The 20,138-nt window shown below is 66.3% G+C and carries 18 protein-coding genes; 4 read left to right on the top strand and 14 right to left on the bottom strand.

What is annotated here, in order from left to right:
* Window positions 1–777, top strand: a 777-nt coding sequence (locus G3N92_RS04235) for an OmpA family protein (RefSeq protein WP_206126203.1), incomplete at its 5' end; no start/stop codon positions are given.
* Between the two features lie 84 nt (window positions 778–861).
* Here the strand turns inward: G3N92_RS04235 and tssA are convergent.
* The 9 genes from tssA to G3N92_RS04280 all read right to left on the bottom strand — a co-directional run bounded on the left by tssA (window position 862) and on the right by G3N92_RS04280 (window position 11,691).
* Entirely contained in the window at window positions 862–2,016 is a 1,155-nt protein-coding gene (gene tssA / locus G3N92_RS04240) for a type VI secretion system protein TssA (RefSeq protein ID WP_206126204.1), read from the bottom strand.
* A gap of 85 nt (window positions 2,017–2,101) precedes the next feature.
* Window positions 2,102–4,774: a type VI secretion system ATPase TssH gene (gene tssH / locus G3N92_RS04245; protein ID WP_206126205.1), complete on the bottom strand. Its 2,673-nt coding sequence runs from the start codon at window positions 4,772–4,774 to the stop codon at window positions 2,102–2,104.
* A 73-nt stretch (window positions 4,775–4,847) separates the two neighbouring features.
* On the bottom strand, window positions 4,848–5,945 hold the full coding sequence (tssG, locus tag G3N92_RS04250; protein WP_206126206.1) for a type VI secretion system baseplate subunit TssG: 1,098 nt from the start codon (window positions 5,943–5,945) through the stop codon (window positions 4,848–4,850).
* Window positions 5,909–7,747: a type VI secretion system baseplate subunit TssF gene (gene tssF / locus G3N92_RS04255; protein ID WP_206126207.1), complete on the bottom strand. Its 1,839-nt coding sequence runs from the start codon at window positions 7,745–7,747 to the stop codon at window positions 5,909–5,911. The genes tssG and tssF overlap by 37 nt, the downstream gene beginning before the upstream one ends.
* A 110-nt stretch (window positions 7,748–7,857) precedes the next feature.
* Window positions 7,858–8,340 carry a type VI secretion system baseplate subunit TssE gene (gene tssE, locus G3N92_RS04260; protein ID WP_206126208.1) on the bottom strand — a complete coding sequence of 161 codons (483 nt, stop codon included), beginning with the start codon at window positions 8,338–8,340 and terminating at the stop codon, window positions 7,858–7,860.
* A 68-nt stretch (window positions 8,341–8,408) separates the two neighbouring features.
* Entirely contained in the window at window positions 8,409–8,912 is a 504-nt protein-coding gene (locus tag G3N92_RS04265) for a type VI secretion system tube protein Hcp (protein WP_206126209.1), read from the bottom strand.
* 78 nt (window positions 8,913–8,990) lie between these two features.
* Window positions 8,991–10,478, bottom strand: a complete 1,488-nt coding sequence (gene tssC / locus G3N92_RS04270; protein ID WP_206126210.1) for a type VI secretion system contractile sheath large subunit — start codon at window positions 10,476–10,478, stop codon at window positions 8,991–8,993.
* A gap of 16 nt (window positions 10,479–10,494) precedes the next feature.
* Entirely contained in the window at window positions 10,495–11,016 is a 522-nt protein-coding gene (gene tssB, locus G3N92_RS04275) for a type VI secretion system contractile sheath small subunit (protein ID WP_206126211.1), read from the bottom strand.
* A gap of 36 nt (window positions 11,017–11,052) precedes the next feature.
* A complete protein-coding gene (locus G3N92_RS04280; RefSeq protein ID WP_206126251.1) occupies window positions 11,053–11,691 on the bottom strand; it encodes a tetratricopeptide repeat protein in 639 nt (212 codons plus the stop codon).
* Between the two features lie 374 nt (window positions 11,692–12,065).
* On the opposite strand from G3N92_RS04280, the gene tssJ reads away from it, so the two are divergent.
* The 3 genes from tssJ to icmH all read left to right on the top strand — a co-directional run bounded on the left by tssJ (window position 12,066) and on the right by icmH (window position 14,913).
* Complete coding sequence (gene tssJ / locus G3N92_RS04285; protein ID WP_206126212.1) at window positions 12,066–12,683, top strand: type VI secretion system lipoprotein TssJ; 618 nt, start codon at window positions 12,066–12,068, stop codon at window positions 12,681–12,683.
* A 101-nt stretch (window positions 12,684–12,784) separates the two neighbouring features.
* On the top strand, window positions 12,785–14,131 hold the full coding sequence (gene tssK / locus G3N92_RS04290; protein WP_206126213.1) for a type VI secretion system baseplate subunit TssK: 1,347 nt from the start codon (window positions 12,785–12,787) through the stop codon (window positions 14,129–14,131).
* The gene (gene icmH / locus G3N92_RS04295) at window positions 14,128–14,913 is read left to right on the top strand and encodes a type IVB secretion system protein IcmH/DotU (RefSeq protein ID WP_206126214.1); all 786 of its coding nucleotides are present in this window, start codon (window positions 14,128–14,130) and stop codon (window positions 14,911–14,913) included. Before tssK ends, icmH begins: the two co-directional genes overlap by 4 nt.
* A gap of 31 nt (window positions 14,914–14,944) precedes the next feature.
* Here icmH and G3N92_RS04300 read toward each other — a convergent pair whose 3' ends face one another.
* The 5 genes from G3N92_RS04300 to G3N92_RS04320 form a co-directional block, all read right to left on the bottom strand.
* Window positions 14,945–16,150 carry a GGDEF domain-containing protein gene (locus G3N92_RS04300; RefSeq protein WP_206126215.1) on the bottom strand — a complete coding sequence of 402 codons (1,206 nt, stop codon included), beginning with the start codon at window positions 16,148–16,150 and terminating at the stop codon, window positions 14,945–14,947.
* 356 nt (window positions 16,151–16,506) lie between these two features.
* Entirely contained in the window at window positions 16,507–16,950 is a 444-nt protein-coding gene (gene yiaA / locus G3N92_RS04305) for an inner membrane protein YiaA (RefSeq protein WP_206126216.1), read from the bottom strand.
* A 376-nt stretch (window positions 16,951–17,326) separates the two neighbouring features.
* On the bottom strand, window positions 17,327–18,292 hold the full coding sequence (locus G3N92_RS04310) for a hypothetical protein (protein WP_206126217.1): 966 nt from the start codon (window positions 18,290–18,292) through the stop codon (window positions 17,327–17,329).
* 51 nt (window positions 18,293–18,343) lie between these two features.
* A complete protein-coding gene (locus G3N92_RS04315) occupies window positions 18,344–19,000 on the bottom strand; it encodes a TerD family protein (RefSeq protein WP_206126218.1) in 657 nt (218 codons plus the stop codon).
* Between the two features lie 81 nt (window positions 19,001–19,081).
* Window positions 19,082–20,095, bottom strand: a complete 1,014-nt coding sequence (locus G3N92_RS04320) for a DUF475 domain-containing protein (RefSeq protein ID WP_206126219.1) — start codon at window positions 20,093–20,095, stop codon at window positions 19,082–19,084.
* Window positions 20,096–20,138: the final 43 nt, after the last annotated feature.

Consider the following 20,138-nt stretch of genomic DNA (forward strand, 5'->3'; position numbering starts at 1 on the left):
TTGTCGAACGGCTCGGGCGCGGGCCCCGCCACCGGCAACGGCACCGGCGCGACCGTGTCGGCCCCGGCGCCGGCCAACAACACGCCGGGCCAGGTGGTGGCGGGCGGCAAGGTGCCCGACGAGGCCACCAAGGCCGCCGTGCTGCAAAAGCTGCGCGACACCTACGGCGCCGGCAACGTGGTCGACCAGATCGAGGTGGGCGACGTCACCACGCCGCCGAACTGGAGCGCCAACGTGCAGAAGCTGATCGGCCCGCAACTGAAGCAGATCAGCAAGGGCCAGTTGAAGATCAACGGCACCGCGATCGACGTGAAGGGCGAGGTGCGCAACGAGGCGCTGCGCCAGCAGGTCGCGAGCGACATGGCGAACCAGCTCAACCCGACCTACACGATCCGCAACGCGCTGCGCGTGAGCGCGTCCGAGCAGGGCATCCTCGACCAGACGCTCGCCAACCGCACCATCGAGTTCGAAACCGGCAGCGCGACGCTGACGCCGCAAGGCCGCCTGATCCTCGATCAGATGGCCGCGGCGATGGCCAAGCTCGGCAACCGCCAGGTCACGGTGATCGGCCATACCGACAACTCCGGCAACCGCGATTCGAACATCGCGCTGAGCCAGGCGCGCGCCGATGCCGTGAAGGGCTACCTGATCGCCAAGGGCGTGGCCTCGCAGCAACTGACCACCACCGGCGTCGGCCCCGACCAGCCGATCGCCTCGAACGACACGGCCGACGGGCGCGCGCGCAACCGCCGCATCGAGTTCCGCGTGAGCCAGTAGGCGCACGGCGGCGGGCCGAAACGAAACGGCGCCGGCGGGAGCTTCCCGCCGGCGCCGTTTTTTCATCGTCGGCCGATCAATCGATCAGTTGTTCTCGTCCGGCTTGAGCCCGAGCAGCTCGCGGATGTGCGAGAGCGAGCCGTCGTCCTTGACGACCGAGGCGAGCCACTGGTGCAGCGGCATGTCGGCCCATTCGGCGGCCTTGTCGGCCAGATAGGCGACCGGGCTGTGCGGCTCGGTGGCACGGAAATACTTGGCCACGGCGCGCAACTGCTCGACAGCCTGCGCGCGGTTCTGGAGGCCGGCGATCACGGTCGGCATGACCGGCGCCGCGGTCGTGGGCACGGGCGGGGTCTGGGCGGCGGGCATGGCGGCGTTCGGCTCCGGGTTGAACGGGGTCTTGAAGGACGGCTCGTTGCGTTCGATCTGCGTGGCCTGCGAGGTGGCCTGCGGCACGGCCACCGGCTGCGCGTCGGGCGCATAGCCCTGCTCGCGCGCGAAGCGCTCGGCCAGCATGCGCACCGATTCGTAGGCGTCGCGTGCCTGGCGGAAGCTCGGCGCGGCGTTGCCGGCGCGACGTTCCAGCTCGTCGTCGAGCGCATCGAGCGCCACGGCGAACGCGCTCAGCCCGGCCAGCAGCGACGCGTAGAACGCCACCGAGGTCATCCGCTTGGACGCCTCGATCTGATCGACCGACGGCTTGTTGCGGGCGATCTCGTTCGCGTTGTCGGGATCGCGCCGCACCGCCTGCGCGACATGCTGCGCCACGTCCCAGTCGAGCGCCGTGTAGGCGCTGCCCGAGCCGTCGGTCAGCGGAATCGCGCGCAGCAGCTCGGCCGTGCGGCCCGACAGCCAGCCGACGTTGCCGAGCCGGTATTCGGTGTCGTCGCCTTCCGGCAGCGGGTGCACCTGCTCCCACCACGTCGCGCACAGGCCGGCCAGCAGTTCGTAGCCCTGCGTCAGCCCGGCGATGCCGTCCTGGATCGCGAGCGCCTCGGTCAGCCAGACGGCCAGCCGCAAATCCTTGGTCTGCGTGCCGAGCAGTTCGACCGACTGATCGACCACGAAGCCCCAGTCGGCTTCCTTGATTTCGGTGATCCATTCGCCCTGGTCGAGAGAAGGATCGTCGAACTTGCGCGCGTGCTGGATCGCGTCGAATTCGGACGAGAACAGCATGTCCTCGCCGCAGGGCGAGGCATCGCTGAGGGGCGCGAGTAGCGCATTGACGTGAATCGGCATGATCGTCGTGACAACTGGAAAAACGGTGAAACGGCGCGCGGCGGAGAACCATCAACGAACGCCGCCGCGCGCGGCGAAAAAACGCTTACTGAACCGTGTAGTCGAACTCGCCGGCCTCGCTGGCGCGCACCGCGATCGATTCGATCGCCGTGCCGTCCGCGAGCCGTTCGAGCACGTGCCCGGCGATCTCGGGCAGCAGCGTGCCGTTGAGGATGTGGTCGACGTTGCGCGCGCCCGAATCCACCTCGGTGCAGCGCGCCAGCACGGCCTCGACCAGCGATTCGTCCCACTCGAAGCGCGCCTTGTGGTTGGCCTCGATGCGGCGGGCGATGCGCTCGAGCTTCAGCTCGATGATCTCGGCCAGCACGTCGTCCGAGATCGGATAGAACGGCACCACCTTCATGCGGCCCAGGAACGCCGGCTTGAACGCCTTGTAGAGCGCCGGGCGCAGCGTTTCGGCGAGCGCGTCGGGATCGGGCAGTTCCTCCTCGGGCTTGTTCAGGCAGGCCTGCATGACGAGATTCGAGCCGACGTTCGAGGTCAGGATGATCAGCGTGTTGCGGAAATCGATCTCGCGGCCCTCGGCGTCGTCCATCGCGCCCTTGTCGAACACCTGGAAGAACATTTCGAGCACGTCCGGGTGGGCCTTCTCGATTTCGTCGAGCAGCACCACCGAATACGGATTGCGGCGCACCGCCTCGGTCAGCACGCCGCCCTCGCCGTAACCGACGTAGCCCGGCGGCGAGCCCTTCAGGCCCGACACGCTGTGCGCTTCCTGGTATTCGCTCATGTTGATGGTGACCATCTTGCGCTCGCCGCCGTACAGCACGTCGGCCAGCGCCAGCGCGGTTTCGGTCTTGCCGACGCCCGACGGGCCGACGAACAGGAACACGCCGCGCGGCTTGTTCGGATCCTCCAGCCCGGCCGTGGCGGTGCGCACGCGCTGCGCGACCGCGTCGAGCGCGTGGTCCTGGCCGATCACGCGCGCGCCGAGCAGCGGCTTCAGGTTCATCACCGTCTCGATCTCGTCCTTCACCATGCGGCCGAGCGGAATGCCCGTCCAGGCGGCGACGATCTCGGCCACCACGTGGCCGTCCACCTGCAGCGGCACCATCGGCGCCACGCCCTGCACCGCCTTCAGCGCGGCGATCCGTTCGGCCAGCTCGGCGCGCATGGCGTCCTCGTCGATGCGCTCGCCGTCGGCCGAGCCGTCGCGGGCCGCGTCGATCCGCGTGCGCAGCGCGACGATCTCGGCGACGATCGCGCGCTCCTCGTCGTAACGCCGGCCGGCCGCGTCGAGCGCGGCCAGATCGGCCTCGCGCGCCGCGCGCAGCTCGGCCAGACGTTCGTCGTGCGACGCGCCGCCGGCCACCTCGCGTTCGAGCGAGGCGATCTCGGCCTCGATCCGTTCGAGGCGCTTCCTGGTGTCGTCGATCAGCGCCGGCGTGGCGCTCTGCGCCAGCGCCACCTTCGCGCAGGCGGTGTCGAGCACGCTGATCGCCTTGTCCGGCAGTTGGCGGCCGCTGATGTAGCGGTGCGAGAGCCGCACCGCCTCGGTGATCGCGTCGTCGAGCACGCGCACGTTGAAGTGGCGCTCCATCAGCCCGGCCATGCCGCGCAGCATCGCGGCGGCGAGCGGCTCGCTCGGCTCCTCGATCTTGACGACCTGGAAGCGCCGCGCGAGCGCCGCATCCTTCTCGAAGTACTTCTTGTACTCGCTCCAGGTGGTGGCCGCGATGGTGCGCAGCTCGCCGCGCGCGAGCGCCGGCTTGAGCAGGTTGGCCGCGTCGTTCTGGCCGGCCTGGCCGCCCGCGCCGATGATGGTGTGCGCCTCGTCGATGAACAGGATGATCGGATGCGCGCTCTTCTTGACCTCGTCGATCACGCTCTTCAGGCGGTTCTCGAACTCGCCCTTCACGCTCGCGCCGGCCTGCAGCAGCCCCATGTCGAGCACGTGCAGCGCGACGCCGGCCAGCGGCGGCGGCACGTCGTCCGCGGCGATCCGCAGCGCCAGCCCTTCGACCACGGCCGTCTTCCCGACGCCGGCCTCGCCGGTCATGATCGGGTTGTTCTGGCGGCGGCGCATCAGGATGTCGATCGCCTGGCGGATCTCGGCGTCGCGGCCGATCACCGGGTCGATCCGGCCGTCGCGCGCGCGCTGCGTGAGATTGGTGGTGTAGGTGTCGAGCGCCGGTGTTTTCGACGGGCCGCTCGCGCCCGCCGCGGCCGCGTCCACGCCGGCCGCCTCGGCATCGCCCGCCGCGCCCGCTTCGCGCGGCTCGGCCTCGTTCGAGCCGGCCGTGATCTCGTCGAACTTGTGCTTGAGATCGGTCACGCGCACGCGCCCGAACTGCGGCGACATGCGCTGCGCGAACTGCGCCAGGTCGGGCGCGCTCAGCAGCGCGAGCAGCAGGTGGCCCGAGCGAATCCGGCCGATCTGCGCGTCGAGCGAGGCGATCAGCCAGGCTTGCTCGAACAGTTCGCTCAGATGGATCGAGAACACCGGCGTGCGCGTGTTGCCCGTCTTCAGGCCGTCGAGCTCGCGTTCGAGATCGCTGCGCAGCGCGTGCGGATCGATGCCGCTCGCGCGCAGCACGATCGGCGTGTCGCCGGTGCTCTCCTCCAGCAGCGCGACGAACAGGTGCTCCAGATCGACCTCGTAGTGGCCGCGCGCGAAGCACAGGCTCGCGGCGCGCTCGGCGGCCTTGCGGCAGGTCGGGTTCAGTTTCGCAATCAGGGTCTTGAGTGGCGTGCTCATGAAGTCGGTGGCTCTCGGGTTCGCTCGGTATTGTTCGGATTGTCGGCGCGGCCGGGGCCGCGCCGGCCGGCATTCAATGAATCACATGCAGCTCGTAGCGCGCGTCGGCGCGGTCCTGCGTGGCGTCCTGGGTGCAGAGGAACGCATCCCAGCCGAGCCGTCCGCCCATGCCGAGGATGGTCGGGCCGACCTCCTCCTGCTTGAGCACCAGCGACACCTCGTATTCCAGCGTCACGCCGGCCAGCAGCGTCAGCATCCGCTCCAGCGCGACGGCGCGGTCGCCGCCGGGCAGGAACGCCTCGTAATCGCGCTTGCTGAGCGGGCCGACCACCAGCCGCGCGCGCATGTCGCGCTGCCAGACGCGCTCGCCCACCAGCGCCGTCGCGCCCAGCACGGCGTTGACCTCGCCGAGCACGCTCAGCTGATCGGGCGGCACGTCGTACCACTTGCCGACGAACTGATCGACGCGGATCGCCACCTGGAAGTAATCGGACAGCGTGCGCTGCAGATACGCCGCCGACACCGGCCGGTGCCGCGCCGCCAGCGCATAGCCCGCGATCGCCTCGTCGATCACCGCGCCGCTGCCTTCCTGCATCGCGCGCCGCGCGTCCGGGTTCGACACGCCGGCCAGCGAAAGCAGCAGCGGCAGATAGCGCTCGTCGCGATCGAGCTCGTAATGCAGCGGCAGCCGGTATTTCTTCCACGCCGAATAGAACAGCGCGGTGGCGCGGTTCGAGAACACGTCGAAGAACGCGCGCGCCGCGTGGTCGCGCTTCAACTGCTCGCGCGAGATGATCTGCTCGGTGTAATGGTGCGGCAGCGCGCCCTGGCCGCCCAGCAGCCCGAAGAACGCCGGCACGATCTCCACGCGGTCGATCGCCTCGTCGTTGACGGCCGCGCCGCGCTGCGCCTCGGCCACCCGGTCGCCGGCCACGTCGAACGATTGCGCGTGCTCGATCTCGCTCGGCGGAAACCCGAGCGACAGCGAATTGCGGAACGCCACCCGCCGCTCGACGATCTCGCCGGGCCGCAGCGCGTCGGGCTTCTCCGGATCGCGCTTGGCGAACCAGGTTTCGAGCAACCGCACCGCCTGGAAGAACTCGAAGCGATACGGTTCGTCGAGGAACTGATCGACTACGCCAGGATCGATTCGCCGCTTCGCGGTTTGCATCGCATGATCTCCTCGCCGGTGCGCTTGGACACGACGATCAGTTGAACAAAGCTGTTGAGATGGACATACAGCCCGAAGAACGCATCGAGCATGCGCGCGAACGCGGCCAGGCTGGTGCCGACGAAATGCTCCTCGTCGATCGTCAGGCGGATCTCGATGCCGCGCACGAAGGTGGCGAACGGCTTGCCGGGCAGCCATTGCACGGCGCCGCGCTGCTCGATGGCGACCAGCCCGTCGATGTGGCGCGTCGAGACGGCCGAGCGGCGCAGGTCGTACAGCGTCAGCAGTTCCTTGAGCGGCGCGAGGCCGTCGTTGGCGAGCGACACGTGGTTCAGCGCCAGGTGCGAGATCAGCCGCCAGTGCGCGGCGCGGCCGCGCGCGAAGCGCACGCTCGGCGACGGCCGGCGCAGCATCGTGATGTCGCCGAAATCGGCGCCGCCGTCGGCGAACAGATCGCCGCCCGCGAGCCCCGTGGCGAGGCCGGCCGGCAGGTCGCGGTTGGTGCAGGTCAGGCGCAGGCTCAGCGTGTCGGTTTGCGGCGCGGCCGGTTCGAAATCGATGTCGACGATCGAGATTTCGGTTTCGTAGCCGGGGCTGTGCTGCGCCACCCAGTCGTTGCGGCGCGCGAACCAGTAATGGCCGACGTGGCCGGCCTCGCCGTGATGCAGCGAGTAGAACGGCCGGAATTCGACCACCGATTCCTCGTGCGCCGTCTGCCGCACCAGATGCACCGAATCGATCGAATAGACCTCGTAGGCGAACGCGCGGCGCGACTCGGCGATCACCGGATACGACACGCTCTGGTGATCGACGCGGATCGGCTCGCCGTTCTGCTTGAACAGGTTCACCACCGGCGTGCAGAACAGGCGCAGGTGCGTGGCGCTCAGCATGTCGAGCAGCCGCGCGACGTGCGAATCGCTGCGTACGTCGGCCAGCACGATGTGCAGCGTCAGGCGGTGGCACGGGCCGGCGCGGCGCGTCATCGCGGCCAGGTCGAAATCGACGAAATCGAACTTGTCGGGGAACGCGAAGTATTCGGTCAGCAGCCGGTAGGCCGGATGCGAGCGCGCCGGGTAGTCGATCAGCGCGTCCTGCTCGTCGAAGCCGGCCTGCGTGACGGGCGACACGCGCAGCGGCGTCCAGCGGCCGTTGCGCTCGGGCTCCACGAAGGTGGCGAGCGTGTTGACGAACAGGCAGTCGGCCAGCGCCGCCACGAACGATTGTTCGCCGTGCAGGTGCGCGCGCAGCGACGGCAGCTTGAGCCCCGCCAGATCGAACTGCGGCGCCAGCGATTCGAACGTGATCGAGATCACGCCGGTGGCGTTGCCGGGCAGCACGGTGGCGGCCGGCGCGGCGGCGATCGACGAATAGCGCGCTTCCGAGATGCGGATCGGCGCGATCGTCACGTCGTAGGCGGTGCGGAACTGGCACTGCACGCCGCGGATCGCCCGGCTCTTCAGCTCGGTGCCGCGCGCCACGCGATGCGGCGCGGTCTGCTGCGCGACGTTGGCGGACGGCGTGAACTGCGCGATCGAGCAGGACGGGAACGGCCGCAGGTAATGCGGATAGAGCACGTCGACGAGCGCCTCGGTGAATTCCGGGTAATCGTCGTCGAGCTTCTTGTTGATGCGGGCGCCGAGCAGCGCGAACGATTCGATCATCCGTTCGACGTGCGGATCGTCGCAATGCTCGCCGGTCATGGCGAGCCGCGCGGCGATCTTCGGATAACGCCGCGCGAATTCATGCGAGTACCGCCGTAAAAACGATAATTCGCGCTCGTAGTACGGCAGCAACTCTTCCATCGAGGGTCCCCGAAACTCAGAGCCCGCTCGGATCTCGAGCGGGCCGAAACGCCCTGCCTGCAGGGCGGATGGCCGCCGCGTCGTCTGGCGCGCGGCGATCCGGAATCATGTCAAACCTTGGCGGCGCGTGCGCGCGACACCGAGTACTGCAAGGTGGACGGCTGCAGCATCGCGTCGAAATTGACGGGCTCCTGCGCCGGATGCACGACCAGCAACGCGCGAATCGAGAAATTCAGCGCATTGGTGGACTGCTCGTTGAGCTCGAACGACACCGCGACCTGCTGCAACCGCGGCTCGTGACGATCGATCGCCTGCTGGATCGACTTGCAGATGAACGCGCGATCGTAGTGGCTCGCGAGGCTCAGGCCCGCGAAATCGTTGAGGCCGTAGGTCAGCACCGATTGCTGGCACTCCGGCAGCGCCGCGAGATCGTCGTCCGTCAGCGCGATGCGCGTGTTGAGGATCGATTCGACGTCGCGTGCGACGGTGTTCTTCAGCTCGTCCAGCGACAATTGCCGCATCGCGGGCGAGGCCGGCTGATGCGGTTCGTCGTCGAACAGCTTGTCGAGAAAACTGGGCTCGAAACGTTTCATGGAACGACAGGCAACGGGCGATGCAAAACGCAAGACGGGGCACCGCGTGCCCCGTCTCGGCGACGACCTTAGACCGCGTAGGTCTTGTCGTTCTTCGTGAGGCTCCAGGCGCCCTGCGTGTTGCCGCCCTGGTTGCCGCCGATGTTCTGCTTGGTCTGCTTCCACTGCACGGCAGCGTACTTCAGCGAGAACTGTTCGACCGGCAGGCCTTCCGTCTGCACGCTCGGCGTGACGCTCGAGATGATCACGTATTTCAGCTTGATCTCGAGGTACTTGACGCGCTTGCCTTCGCCGTCCGAACGCATGAAGTCGATCGAGACTTCATCGAACGTCGTGCCGCCCGACGCGTGCTGATACAGCAGCGGGCTGGCCATGTCGAGTTCCTTCGTGAACACCATGTCGCTGTGTTCGCAGCGCTCGGCGGTGTGGCCGCCCGAGGTCGACGACGTGGCCGAACGCGGTTGCGTGACCGACCAGTCCCACGACTTCAGTTCGATCCAGTTCGCGTGGTCCTTGTCCTGCGACTCACCCTTGATCGACGGATTGCCGAAATTCAGATAGATGTCCAACATGACGCATTACTCCCCAAAGAGGTGGTTTTCAATTCCTACCCGAGCGGCCCGCTCAGGCGACGTTGACTCAATCGCTTATCAATTTGCCGATTTGGGCAGATCCGCCACCAGGCGCAGGGAAATCGAGAGTTCGTCGAGCTGGAAGTGCGGACGCAGGAACGCGACCGAACGATACGAGCCCGGCTTGCCCGGAATTTCCGAGACCTGGACGGATGCTTCGCGCAGCGGGAACTGCGCTTTCTGTTCCTGAGACGCGTTATCGTCCAGCAGCACGTACTGGGAGATCCAGCGATTCAGGAAAGACTCTACGTTTTGCGCCGACGCGAAGCTGCCGATCTTGTCCCGCATCATCGCCTTGAGGTAGTGCGCAATGCGCGATACCGAGAAGATGTACTGGAGCTGAGCGGACAGCACCGCATTCGCGTTGGCGCTGTCGGTGTTGTATTTCTTCGGTTTCTGCACCGACTGGGCCGCAAAGAACGCCGCGTAATCGGAGTTCTTGCAGTGAACCAGCGGGATGAAGCCGAGATCGCTCAGCTCCTTCTCGCGGCGGTCCGTGATGGCGATTTCGGTCGGGCACTTCAACGCGATTTCGCCATCGTCCGTCTTGAACGTGTGGGTGGGCAGATCCTCGACCAGGCCGCCGCCTTCCACGCCGCGGATCGCGGCGCACCAGCCGAAATCGTCGAACGCGGCCGTCAGGCGCGCCGCGAACGCCCAGGCGGCGTTGCACCAGAGGTACTTCGAGTGATCGGTGCCGTCCACGTCTTCCACGAAGTTGAAGCTCTCGGCGGTCTGGCCGTCCTTCGGATGGAACGGCAGGCGGCCCAGGAAGCGCGGCAGCGTGAGGCCGACGTAGCGCGAATCTTCCGAATCGCGGAACGACTTCCACTTCGCGTATTCGACCGTGTCGAACACCTTGCCGAGGTCGCGCGGCTTGCCCAGATCGGCGAACGATTCGAGGCCGATCAGCTCCGGCGCGGCCGAGGCGATGAACGGCGCGTGCGCGGCGGCGGCCACGTGCGACATCTGCTCGATGAAGTACATGTCTTCCGGCTGACGCGACACTTCGTAATCGCCGATCAGCGCGCCGAACGGCGCACCGCCGAACGTGCCGAATTCTTCTTCGTAGACCTTCTTGAACAGCGCGCTCTGGTCGAATTCCGTGGCGGCCTTGAAGTCGCGCACGAGTTCGCGCTTCGGCGCGTGCAGCGCCTTGATCTTGATGGTCGCGCCGGTATTGCTTTCCGACACCAGATAGTCGAGCCCGCGCCAGGTGCCTTCGAGCTTCTGGAATTCCGGCGCATGCATGACCGCGCTCATCTGCGCGGAGATCAGCCGGTCGAGCTCCGCGACGCGCGCGTCGATGGTGGCCGACAGGTTGTCCGACACGATCACCGTGCCGTCGAGCACCTGATGGACGAGCTCGCCGATCAGGTCCTTCGCGCGTGCATGTTCCGATTGCGATTTCGCAACCTTGCTCTTCTCGACGATGTCGTCGAGCAGCGAGGTTTCCGCGCCCTCGAGCGCGCCGGCCTGTTGGGCCGCAGCCGTTTGCTGATTCATCTCGTAACCCCGTAGCTTATTCGCCGCCTTCCTGGCCGCCCTCGCCCGACTGCTTCGCGAGCGCCTGCAACTGCTGCGTGTTGCTGAGCACTTCGCTCAGCAGATCCTCGAGCTTGTCGTTGCCCGCCATCTTGTTGCGCAGGTCGGCCAGCTTCGAGCGCGCCTCGATCAGGCGGCGCAGCGGTTCGATTTGATTGACGACCTGATCCGGCGTGAAATCGTCGAGCGAGCGGAACTTCAGATCCACGGCGAACTTGCCGCCTTCCTCGCTGAGCTTGTTCTCGACCTGATAGGCCGCGCGCGGCTCGATCGCCTTCATGACGTCGTCGAAGTTGTCGCGGTCGATGTTGACGAACTTGCGGTCGCGCAGCTTCGGCATCTCGACTTCGGATTGGCCGGCCAGATCGCCGACCACACCGACCACGAACGGCAGTTCCTTCTGCTCGATCGCGTCGCCGCGTTCGACTTCGTAGGTCAGCTGCACACGGGGCGGCCGTACCTTTTGCAGGCGCTTCTGAATACTTTCTCTTTTGGCCATGACGGCTCCCGATAGCGTGTGGTGGTGGGTGCGCGCTTAACGCAGCGCGCCGAACGGATCCGCGCCGCTCTTGGCCGGCGCTGCCGGCGCGGCTGCGGCCGGCTTGGCCGCTTCCGGCGCGGCGGCGGCCGGTGCGGCTTCGTGCGCGGCGCGCTTGCGGTAGATCTTGCGGCGCTTGACGACCGGCTTCTGGGCTTGCTGCTCGGGTGCGAACAGCGCGTCCTCGCCGAGCGAATCGCGAAGCTGCTTGGCCAGCACCAGCGCATCGGCGTGCGCGTCGCCGGCCAGCGATGCGTCCTGACGCAGCTCGGCCAGCGATTCCGTGGCGATGCGCAGGCCCGACACGGCCAGCACGCTCTTCGACTGGCGATCGGTGTTGTCGCGTTGCAGGGCTTCCTGCGCCGCCACGATCGCCTGGCCATAATGGCCCTGCTGGAACTGGATCTGGGCGATCCGCGCCCACGGCTCTTCGCGCGTCGGGTCGGCCTTCGCCAGTTGCTGGTACAGACCGATCGCCTTGTCCTGATCCCCGGCCTTCGCGACGGTATCCGCATCGTCGAGCTGCTTGTTGAATGCTTCGGGCGTCGGCGGCGCCGGCGGCTGCGTTGCACAGCCTGCGACCACGGCGCATGCCATTACTACTGCGGAAAATTTTGCGAACAGTCGGTCTTTCATCGTTTTATCACCGGCGCGGAGTTTTAAATCGTTGAGTTTCAGTGTTTTGCTTTGCAGCGAGTGCGCGGGTATAGTACCGATCAATTTTTCATAATTCAATCTCCAGTGCATCGAGATTCGATTTAAACGACCGAAACATCGCGCCGGGCGCGGCTTTACACAATCCGGGCAACTTGGGGGATCGCAATATAATTGGCAACATTTACTTGAATATCCGTAAATGCGACGAAATTGAAGAAAAAATTTCCGATTGAATGAGGCGACCTAGCAGAAGTGCCAGTAACTGGGACTTGCAAGCCGTCTTTGCCCGATAAAACCCGCGCCACGCCAGGCATTTCTGACAGGAAACGACCGACCGTCGTCCTTGATTCACGATGATTTCGTCTTTGTCCCGATTCGCGCTGCCATTGATGGCCTGCGCCCTTCTCGCAGGCTGCGCGGCGGCCGTTCCGCTGCTCGGCTCGGCCGGCAGCGCCGCGATGCAGATGGTCGGCATCGGCAAGCCCGACGTGCCCGACTCGCAGAAGCCGCCGCGCAATTTAGGCATTACCCTCTACGCCGCGCCGAATCTGAACGCCGCCACCGACAACAAGCCGCTGGCGCTGGTGGTGCGGCTCTACACGCTGAAGGATCCGACCACGTTCCAGCAGGCGCCGTTCGATGCGTTCACCGATCCGACCAAGGAAAAGGCGGCGCTCGGCGCCGACCTGCTGAGCGTGCGCGAAGTGACGCTGATCCCCGGTCAGCATTACACGGCAACGGAAAAAGTTTCTCGCGAGGCGCAGGCATTCGGCATCGTCGCGCTATTCCGCAGCCCCGCGATGCAGCGCTGGAAACTGGCGTTCGATCCAGCGAAATCGGAGAAATCCGGCATAATCATCGGCCTGCACAATTGCGCGATGACCGTAACCGGCGGCACCGTGATCGCCTCGCAACAAGGCCTGCCCGCACAGCAACTGAATATGCTGTCGTCGGTCAGTTGCGGTAATTAGCGATTCGGTAACGTTTTCAAGTCAATTAACAAAGTTTGACGACCATATGAATCGGGGTGCGATTATGCCAAGCCGCATCCCAATCACATACAAGGTTTGACATGAGTTATTCGGCCAAGGTGCTATGGGGTGAAGGCCTGTTTTTGCGGCCTCAGCACTTTCAGCGGCAGGACGCGTATCACGAGGCCCGCCTGTTCGAATCGATCCAGGCGATCCAGCCATATAACTGGGGCCTGCGTTCGCTGAAACTCGACCGCGACGCGATCAGCAGCAACGTGCTGCGATTGTCCGAGCTGTCGCTGATCTTCCCCGACGGCGCGCTGTATTCCGCGCCGCAGGCCGACCTGCTGCCGCGCCCCGTCGCGCTCGACACGCTGCCCGAAGGCATCAACGAATTCACGTTCTACCTGGCGCTGCATCCGCTGCGCGAAGCCGGCTCGAACTACGTCGAGGACGCCGATGCCGGCTTCTCGAGCCGCTTCTTGAGCGAGAACGGCCCGATCGCCGACCAGTTCACCGATGCGGCCGAAGCCGACATCGCGTTCCTGAAAACCCACGTCAAGCTGATCGCGCACAGCGAGCCGCGCGATCAACTGCTCGCGATTCCGCTGGTGCGCGTGCGGCGCACGGCCACCTCGGGCTTCGAGTTCGACGATTCGTTCGTGCCGCCGTGCCTCGCGATCGAGGCGTCGGGCGTGCTGATGCAGCGGCTGCGTCAACTGATCGACGCGCTGCAGGCCAAGGTCAACGCGCTGTACGGCTTCCATCGCGAGCCGACCAAGAACATCATCGAGTTCCGCTCGGGCGACATCGCCTCGTTCTGGCTGCTGCACACGGCCAACGCCGCGTTCGCCTCGCTCGCGCATCTCTACCAGCATTCGGCGCTGCATCCCGAGCGGCTGTTCCAGGAGCTGCTGCGCCTGGCCGGCCAGCTGATGACGTTCTCGAAGGGCTACGCGCTGGCCGATCTGCCGGCCTATCGCCACGACGATCCGGGCCCGCCGTTCGCGCGCCTCGACACGATGCTGCGCGAGCTGCTCGAAACCGTGATCTCCACGCGCTACTTCGCGATCACGCTCGAGGAAGTGCGGCCGTCGTTCCATATCGGCCGCCTCGATTCGGGCAAGATCGACGACAAGACCGAGTTCTACCTGGCCGTGTCGGCCGACATGCCGTCGGTCGAGCTGGTGGACGCGGTGCCGGCGCGCTTCAAGGTGGGCGCGCCCGACGACGTCGACAAACTGGTGCTGTCCGCGATGCCGGGCGTGCGCCTGTCGTACACCCCGCAGGTGCCGCCCGCGATTCCGGTGCGCCCGGGCGCCTGCTATTTCGCGCTCGACGCACGCAGCCCGCTCTATGAGCGGATGCTGCAATCGCAATCCGCGATGATCTACGCGCCCTCGGGCATCAACGACCTCAAATTCGAACTGATCGCGGTCACCTCATGAGCTACGCGCCCTCCCTGTTCGGCGGCAACACGCCGCCCCCCGCGCCGCATTCGGCATCCTCGACCGACGCCAGCTTCCAGGCGCGCTCGCTGCTCGATCTGCTCTACGACGGCTTCTTCATGATGTTCCTGCTGAAGAACGGCCGCGAGCCGGGCGAGGCGAACGAATTCCGCACGCGGATCCAGGAATTCCTGGCCGATTTCGAGCGCGGCGCGAAGAAGCTGAACGCCGGCGCGGACGACGTGTACGCCGCCAAGTTCGCGTTCTGCGCGGCGATCGACGAGGCCGTGCTGTCGTCGCAGTTCAAGGTGCGCGCCGAATGGGAGCGCCGCCCGCTGCAGCTCGTGCTGTTCGGCGAGCAACTGGCCGGCGAGAAGTTCTTTCAGTATCTGGAGGAATGCCGCGCGCACGGCGCGGCGCGGCTGCAGTCGCTGGAGGTGTTCCACATGTGCCTGCTGCTCGGCTTCCAGGGCAAGTACCTGCTCGAAGGGCCGGAGAAGCTCGCTTATCTGACGGCACGGATCGGCGACGAGATCTCGCAGATCAAGGGCAAGCGCGCGCCGTTCGCGCCGCACTGGCCGCTGCCGGACCAGATCGCGCACCGCCTCAAGCGCGAGGTGCCGCTGTGGTCGATCGGCGCGGTGTTCGCGCTGGTGGGGCTGCTGGCCTTCATCGGCCTGAACGCCTACCTGCGCGATCACACGTTGAAGGCGCTCGCGCCGTATTCGCAGATCATCAAGGTCGGCCCGGAATCGGCCAACCTGACGATCTCGCTGCCGTAACGCCTGGCTTGGGCGCGGGGCTGGCCGCGGGTCAGTCCTGCCGCACCAGCGTCAGCGCCGGCGTGGGCGCCGCGGCCGCCGGCAAGCGGCCGCCGTGCATGCACACCCGGTTGCGGCCCGTCACCTTCGCGTCGTACAGCGCCTGATCGGCGCGGCCGGCCAGTTGCTCCAGCGTTTCGCCGGGCTGCCGGCTCGCCACCCCGCCGCTCGTGCGGTACGAACACAGGCCGCTCGCCGTCGCCACCTCGTGACGGCTCACTTCGTCGCGCAGCCGTTCGGCGATCCGGTAGGCGTCGACCATCGTCGTGTTCGGCAGCAGGATCGCGAATTCCTCTCCCCCGAGCCGCCCCAGCGCATCGCCGCCGCGCAGCCGGTTGCGCATCAGATCGGTGAATTCGCGCAGCACGCAATCGCCGCCCGCGTGGCCGTAGGTGTCGTTGATCGCCTTGAAGTGATCGAGATCGACCAGCAACAGCGACAGCGGCGTGCCGTTGCGGTCGGCCTCCTCGACACGGGCGCGCGCCACGAACTCGAAGCGCTGCCGCGACAGCGCGCCCGTCAGGAAATCGTGATCGATCACGCGCCGCGCCTCGCGCTGCAGCGAATCGTGCACGAGCAGGATCGCGCACATCGTCATCACCGGCATGATCGCCGCGCCGATGCAGAGCAGGATCACGTTGACCGAGGTGCTCAGCATCGTCACGCTCGACGGGCCGGGCAGCGTCACGAAATGGATGCCGCGCGCAAGCTGGCTCAGCGCGAACGCGATCGCCAGCGTGGCGGTGGCGAAATAGGGATAGCGCGACTGGCCGGCGCGGCGGCGAACGATCACCGCCGCGGCGATCGCGATGCAAACGCCGGCGGTAAACACCGTGGAAATCGCGACGCGCATCGGAATGCTGTCGACCGCATAGCGCCAGTAGGTCAGCGCCGGCAACGTGAGCGCCACCGGCACGGCCAGCCAGAGCCAGCGCACCGGCAGCCGCAGGAAGCGCGCGAAGCCGGCGTAGAGCATCACGCCCGACAGCACCCACATGCCGTTGGCCACCACCACCGACATCAGATCGGGCACCAGCCCGCGCGCCAGCACCAGCGCCAGCGAGGCCGACAGCAGCAGGTTCGCGCCGAACCACTCGCGCACGCCGTTCGCCTGGGTGCGAATCAGCGAGCCGAGCAGGACGAGCATCAGCAGCCCGAACAGCGCGGTAGTGGCCAGAGCGACGGTGACGGCAGACATGACTGGGGCGTGGATTCTGCGCGTCGCATGGAGCTCGCGACGCGCATGCGTTTCAACAGGCGTAGTTCGGAATTTAGCAGTTCCGGAAAAAGCAAAATGTGAAATAGGATGGCGGACGCATTGCCGGCGACAGCCGTCAAGCAAAAGAGCCTTCACATCGATCTGGAACGGAATTCGAATCGGCGCGCGTGGTGCGCATGCGATGGATATGTAAACGTTTAATCAAGCGGACGTTTGAAACGCATCCGCCGTTCCATCGCATGAGGTGCGGCGCATTCTCCTGAAAAATCGCGGCGGGGGCAATACGTCAATACGCCCATACTGAAATGCACCCCGCGCAATCGCGCCGCGAGCGCTTATTCCTGGAACGGCGCGGACGGCTCGGCGTCGCGGGAATCGGGGCGCGCGGCCTGGATGTCGCGCGTGTTCTTCTGCACGGCGATCGCGCCGAACAGCGACAGCAGGAACGCCATGCCGTAGAAGCCCTTCTCGCTCAGCGCCAGCGTGGCGTTGAACAGGCCGACCGCCAGCAGCAGCACGGCCAGCAGCGTCGAGAACCAGCACAGGCCGTAGTAGATGCCCGTGACCGGCAGCCCCTCGACGCGATCGCGCACGCTCTTCTGCAGCGATACCGCGGCGAACAGGCCGAACATCAGCACCGTGAAGTAGTAGCCCTTCTCGTTGAGCTGCATGCCCGCGTTCCAGAGCCCGAGCAGGTAGGCGACGATGCCGGCCAGCAAGGCGGCCCACGAGGCGGCGACGAAGGCGAAGGACGGTTGCTGCGGAGCGGTTTGATTCATCGGTCGGTATTCCTTTGTTATTGAAGCGCGGCGGCGGAAATGTCCGGCGCCTCGCGGCAGTCGGGTGGATCGGGTTGCGAGCCGTCGCGGCAAACCAGGCGCCAATGGTAATCAAAATCCGGGAAAAGGCAATCGTTTGAATCCGGATAATCGAACCGAGATCATTTCAATCGTGGACTCAATGCCATAAAGCCGGGTTAATTCCATTTAACAAACCTGCCAAAACGAATTCGGCATACGGCGCATTCTTCAAGCGGGTAAGGCGTTTTACAGGGCCAAGCGGCAAGAAAATCAAAATGAATGCCGGCGCCGGCATCGGGAAACGCCGCAATGCCGGACGGACCAGGCAGATTGCCGGCCGTCCGCCACAACGGAATCAACTGCGCAATCGCGCCGCATGCGCGGCCGGCAACACCACGTTCATCAGATGATCGGCGCGCGACATCAGGTCGGTGGCGCGCTCGTCGAGCCCGCTCAATTGCACCGGCTGCATGCGCAATTGCTGAAGCGCCTGCGCGACGATGCTGCGGCGGTCGTGCAGCGTGCGTTCCAGCCCTGCGTCGTCGGGAATGCGCACCACGTCCGTCACCGCGCTCAGCGCCGCCAGCACCACCACCAGGCTCTCGTCGGCATGACGCAGCTTGTCGGCCAGCATCGCCGTGCGGCGCGGGAAGAAACCGAGCGACTGCTTGAGCGCGCCGAGCGCCGCGCGGTAATCGACCGGCGTATTGGTGGTGGGCCGGAACCAGCGGTCGAGCATGCCGTCCTTGCGCGTGGCTTGGGCGAGCAGGCCCGCCATCAGGTCGGCCGCGTTCAGTTCGCCGAATTCGCGCGTGGTGTCGGCGATCGCCTCGACCAGATCGCCGGATGCCGCGAGCGCGGTGTCGCCGATCGTCGCCACGGTGGCGAGGCGCGGCGGCAGAAGCTGGCGGATATGGCGCTCGACGCGTGCGCCGTGCTCGGGGTAGAGATTCGGATAGGCCGCCCGCGCGGCGTCGAAGCAGGCCTGCAACTGCGGATGCTCGGCGCCGCCGAACAGGCTCTTGCCAACCGCTTCGGCCGCCGGCGAACGCGGCTCGGAGCGCGGAGACGATGGCCCGAGATCGAGCGCCGCCGGCGCGGGCCGGCCGGAGGGCGCCGGCATCGCGGGCCGGGCCGGTTGAGACGATGGCGAGGGCGATGGCGCCGCTTGCGGCAGGTCGATCGGCCGAACGCGGGTGTCAGGCGCGCGCGGCGCCGGCGCGGCAGCGGCCGGCGCCGCATCGAACAGCGGCCGGCCGGGCTTGCGCTCCGGTTCGGTGTCGAAGTCGAGCCGTTTCGGCTCGTCGGAAGGGTGTGTCATCGCTGCGCCCTGCCCGGCCGGCGGCATCGCCGCGCGCCGGGCCGCCGCCATTCAGACCGAGCCGCCGTACGCCTTGACGAAATCGCCGAGGCCGCGGTTGTAGCCCGCGCCGACCGCCTTGAACATGAACTGGCCGTCGCGGCGGTAGAAGCTGCCGACCTGCACCGACGTTTCCATCGAGAAATCCTCTTCCAGCGCGTACTTGGCGATCACCGCGCCCGACACTTCGTCGGAAATCTGGATGTAGCTGTTGCGCACCTGGCCGAAGTTCTGGCGGCGGGCTTCCGCCTGGTCGATCGTCACCACGATCGAGATTTCCTCGATATCCTGCGCCAGCTTCGTGACGTCGATGAAGATCACTTCGTCGTCGCCGCCGCCGCTGCCCGTGCGGTTGTCGCCGCTGTGCACCACGCCGAGGCACTTCGAGGCCGGCATGCCGCGCTTCGGGAATTCGTCGCCCGGCTGGATGAAGGTCTCCTTGCGATCCGTCGTGCGCACTTCGGCGTTATAGAACACGAAATGCTGATCGGAGATCAGACGCGGGTTGTTCTGCTCGTCATACTTGCAGAGGAACACCGACACGTCGAGATCGAAATCCGCGCCGGTATCCGTCGCGTTCGCATCCCAACCCAGGCCCACGTGGAATTTCTGCGTGCCCGGTGCTTCCTTCGACAGGTTGACCCGGCCGCCTTTCGACAAATTGATCATCTGAACCTCGTTTGCTGTAACCCGCCACGCCGGCGGTAACGCGGCGCCGCGCCGTGCGCGGGCCGTTGAAGGAAAGGAATGTCAGTTCGCGCCGCCCGTGCGCGCCTCGCGGCGCTGCACGACGATCGACGACCACACCGCCGCGCCGATCATGGCCGCGCCCACCAGGCCCGTCACGACTTCCGGCACCTCGAATTTCACGCCGAGGAACATGATCGCCGCCAGTGCGCCGATCGCCCAGAACGCGCCGTGTTCGAGGAAGCGGTATTGCGCCAGCGTGCCCTTCTTGAGCAGCACGAGCGTCATTTCCCGGATGTACGCCGCGCCCACGCCGAGGCCGAGCGCGATCAGGAAGATGTTGTTGGACAGCGCGAACGCGCCGATCACGCCGTCGAAGCTGAACGACGAATCGAGCACTTCAAGATAGAAGAAGCCGGCCATGCCCTCGCGCACGACGCGCGTGCCCGTCTCCTCGCCGCCGACCAGATCGCCGATGCCGTGCGCGATCACGAAGCCGATCACGCCGAACGCGCCCGCCAGCAGGAAGCTCACCTGCTCGGCGGCCGGCACGTAGAACGAGGCGATGATGACGATGCCCAGCGTCAGCGCCACTTCGAGCGCCGTGATGCGGCCCAGATGGCTCAGCGGGCCTTCGACGAAACCGATCCAGTGCTCTTCCTTGCCCGTGTCGAGCATGAACTTGAAGAACACCATCAGCAGGAACGCGCCGCCGAACGCCGACACTTCGTGATGCGCCGAGACCAGCACCGCCGCGTAGCGGTCAGGCGATTCGATCGCCAGCTTCAGCGCGTCGATCAGGCCGATGTGGCCGATCACCGCCACGATCAGCAGCGGGAACACGAGGCGCATGCCGAACACCGCCACCGGCAGGCCGAACAGCATGAAACGCTGACGCCACTTCTCGGACCAGCCCTTGAGCACCGAGGCGTTGACCACCGCGTTATCGAGCGAGAGCGAAATCTCGAGCACGCTCAGGACGGCGACGATCAGCATGTCCTTGAAGCCGCCGAGCGCGTACGCCGCGATGAGCGCCAGCACCGTCAGCGACAGCGGGATCTTGAAATCTTTCAGCATGATGGAAGGTAAGGGGTTCGAAGGAGAAGTGGCCGGCGGGCTG

Source organism: Burkholderia sp. Ac-20379, from assembly GCF_017104645.1.
Classification (GTDB): domain Bacteria; phylum Pseudomonadota; class Gammaproteobacteria; order Burkholderiales; family Burkholderiaceae; genus Burkholderia.

Bases quoted from the DNA above. Each gene is read 5' to 3' on its own strand.
- tssA (WP_206126204.1), bottom strand. From the start codon at position 2,016: ATGCCGATTCACGTCAATGCGCTACTCGCGCCCCTCAGCGATGCCTCG.
- tssH (WP_206126205.1), bottom strand. From the start codon at position 4,774: ATGAGCACGCCACTCAAGACCCTGATTGCGAAACTGAACCCGACCTGC.
- tssG (WP_206126206.1), bottom strand. From the start codon at position 5,945: ATGCAAACCGCGAAGCGGCGAATCGATCCTGGCGTAGTCGATCAGTTC.
- tssF (WP_206126207.1), bottom strand. From the start codon at position 7,747: ATGGAAGAGTTGCTGCCGTACTACGAGCGCGAATTATCGTTTTTACGG.
- tssE (WP_206126208.1), bottom strand. From the start codon at position 8,340: ATGAAACGTTTCGAGCCCAGTTTTCTCGACAAGCTGTTCGACGACGAA.
- G3N92_RS04265 (WP_206126209.1), bottom strand. From the start codon at position 8,912: ATGTTGGACATCTATCTGAATTTCGGCAATCCGTCGATCAAGGGTGAG.
- tssC (WP_206126210.1), bottom strand. From the start codon at position 10,478: ATGAATCAGCAAACGGCTGCGGCCCAACAGGCCGGCGCGCTCGAGGGC.
- tssB (WP_206126211.1), bottom strand. From the start codon at position 11,016: ATGGCCAAAAGAGAAAGTATTCAGAAGCGCCTGCAAAAGGTACGGCCG.
- G3N92_RS04280 (WP_206126251.1), bottom strand. From the start codon at position 11,691: ATGAAAGACCGACTGTTCGCAAAATTTTCCGCAGTAGTAATGGCATGC.
- tssJ (WP_206126212.1), top strand. From the start codon at position 12,066: ATGATTTCGTCTTTGTCCCGATTCGCGCTGCCATTGATGGCCTGCGCC.
- tssK (WP_206126213.1), top strand. From the start codon at position 12,785: ATGAGTTATTCGGCCAAGGTGCTATGGGGTGAAGGCCTGTTTTTGCGG.
- icmH (WP_206126214.1), top strand. From the start codon at position 14,128: ATGAGCTACGCGCCCTCCCTGTTCGGCGGCAACACGCCGCCCCCCGCG.
- G3N92_RS04300 (WP_206126215.1), bottom strand. From the start codon at position 16,150: ATGTCTGCCGTCACCGTCGCTCTGGCCACTACCGCGCTGTTCGGGCTG.
- yiaA (WP_206126216.1), bottom strand. From the start codon at position 16,950: ATGAATCAAACCGCTCCGCAGCAACCGTCCTTCGCCTTCGTCGCCGCC.
- G3N92_RS04310 (WP_206126217.1), bottom strand. From the start codon at position 18,292: ATGACACACCCTTCCGACGAGCCGAAACGGCTCGACTTCGACACCGAA.
- G3N92_RS04315 (WP_206126218.1), bottom strand. From the start codon at position 19,000: ATGATCAATTTGTCGAAAGGCGGCCGGGTCAACCTGTCGAAGGAAGCA.
- G3N92_RS04320 (WP_206126219.1), bottom strand. From the start codon at position 20,095: ATGCTGAAAGATTTCAAGATCCCGCTGTCGCTGACGGTGCTGGCGCTC.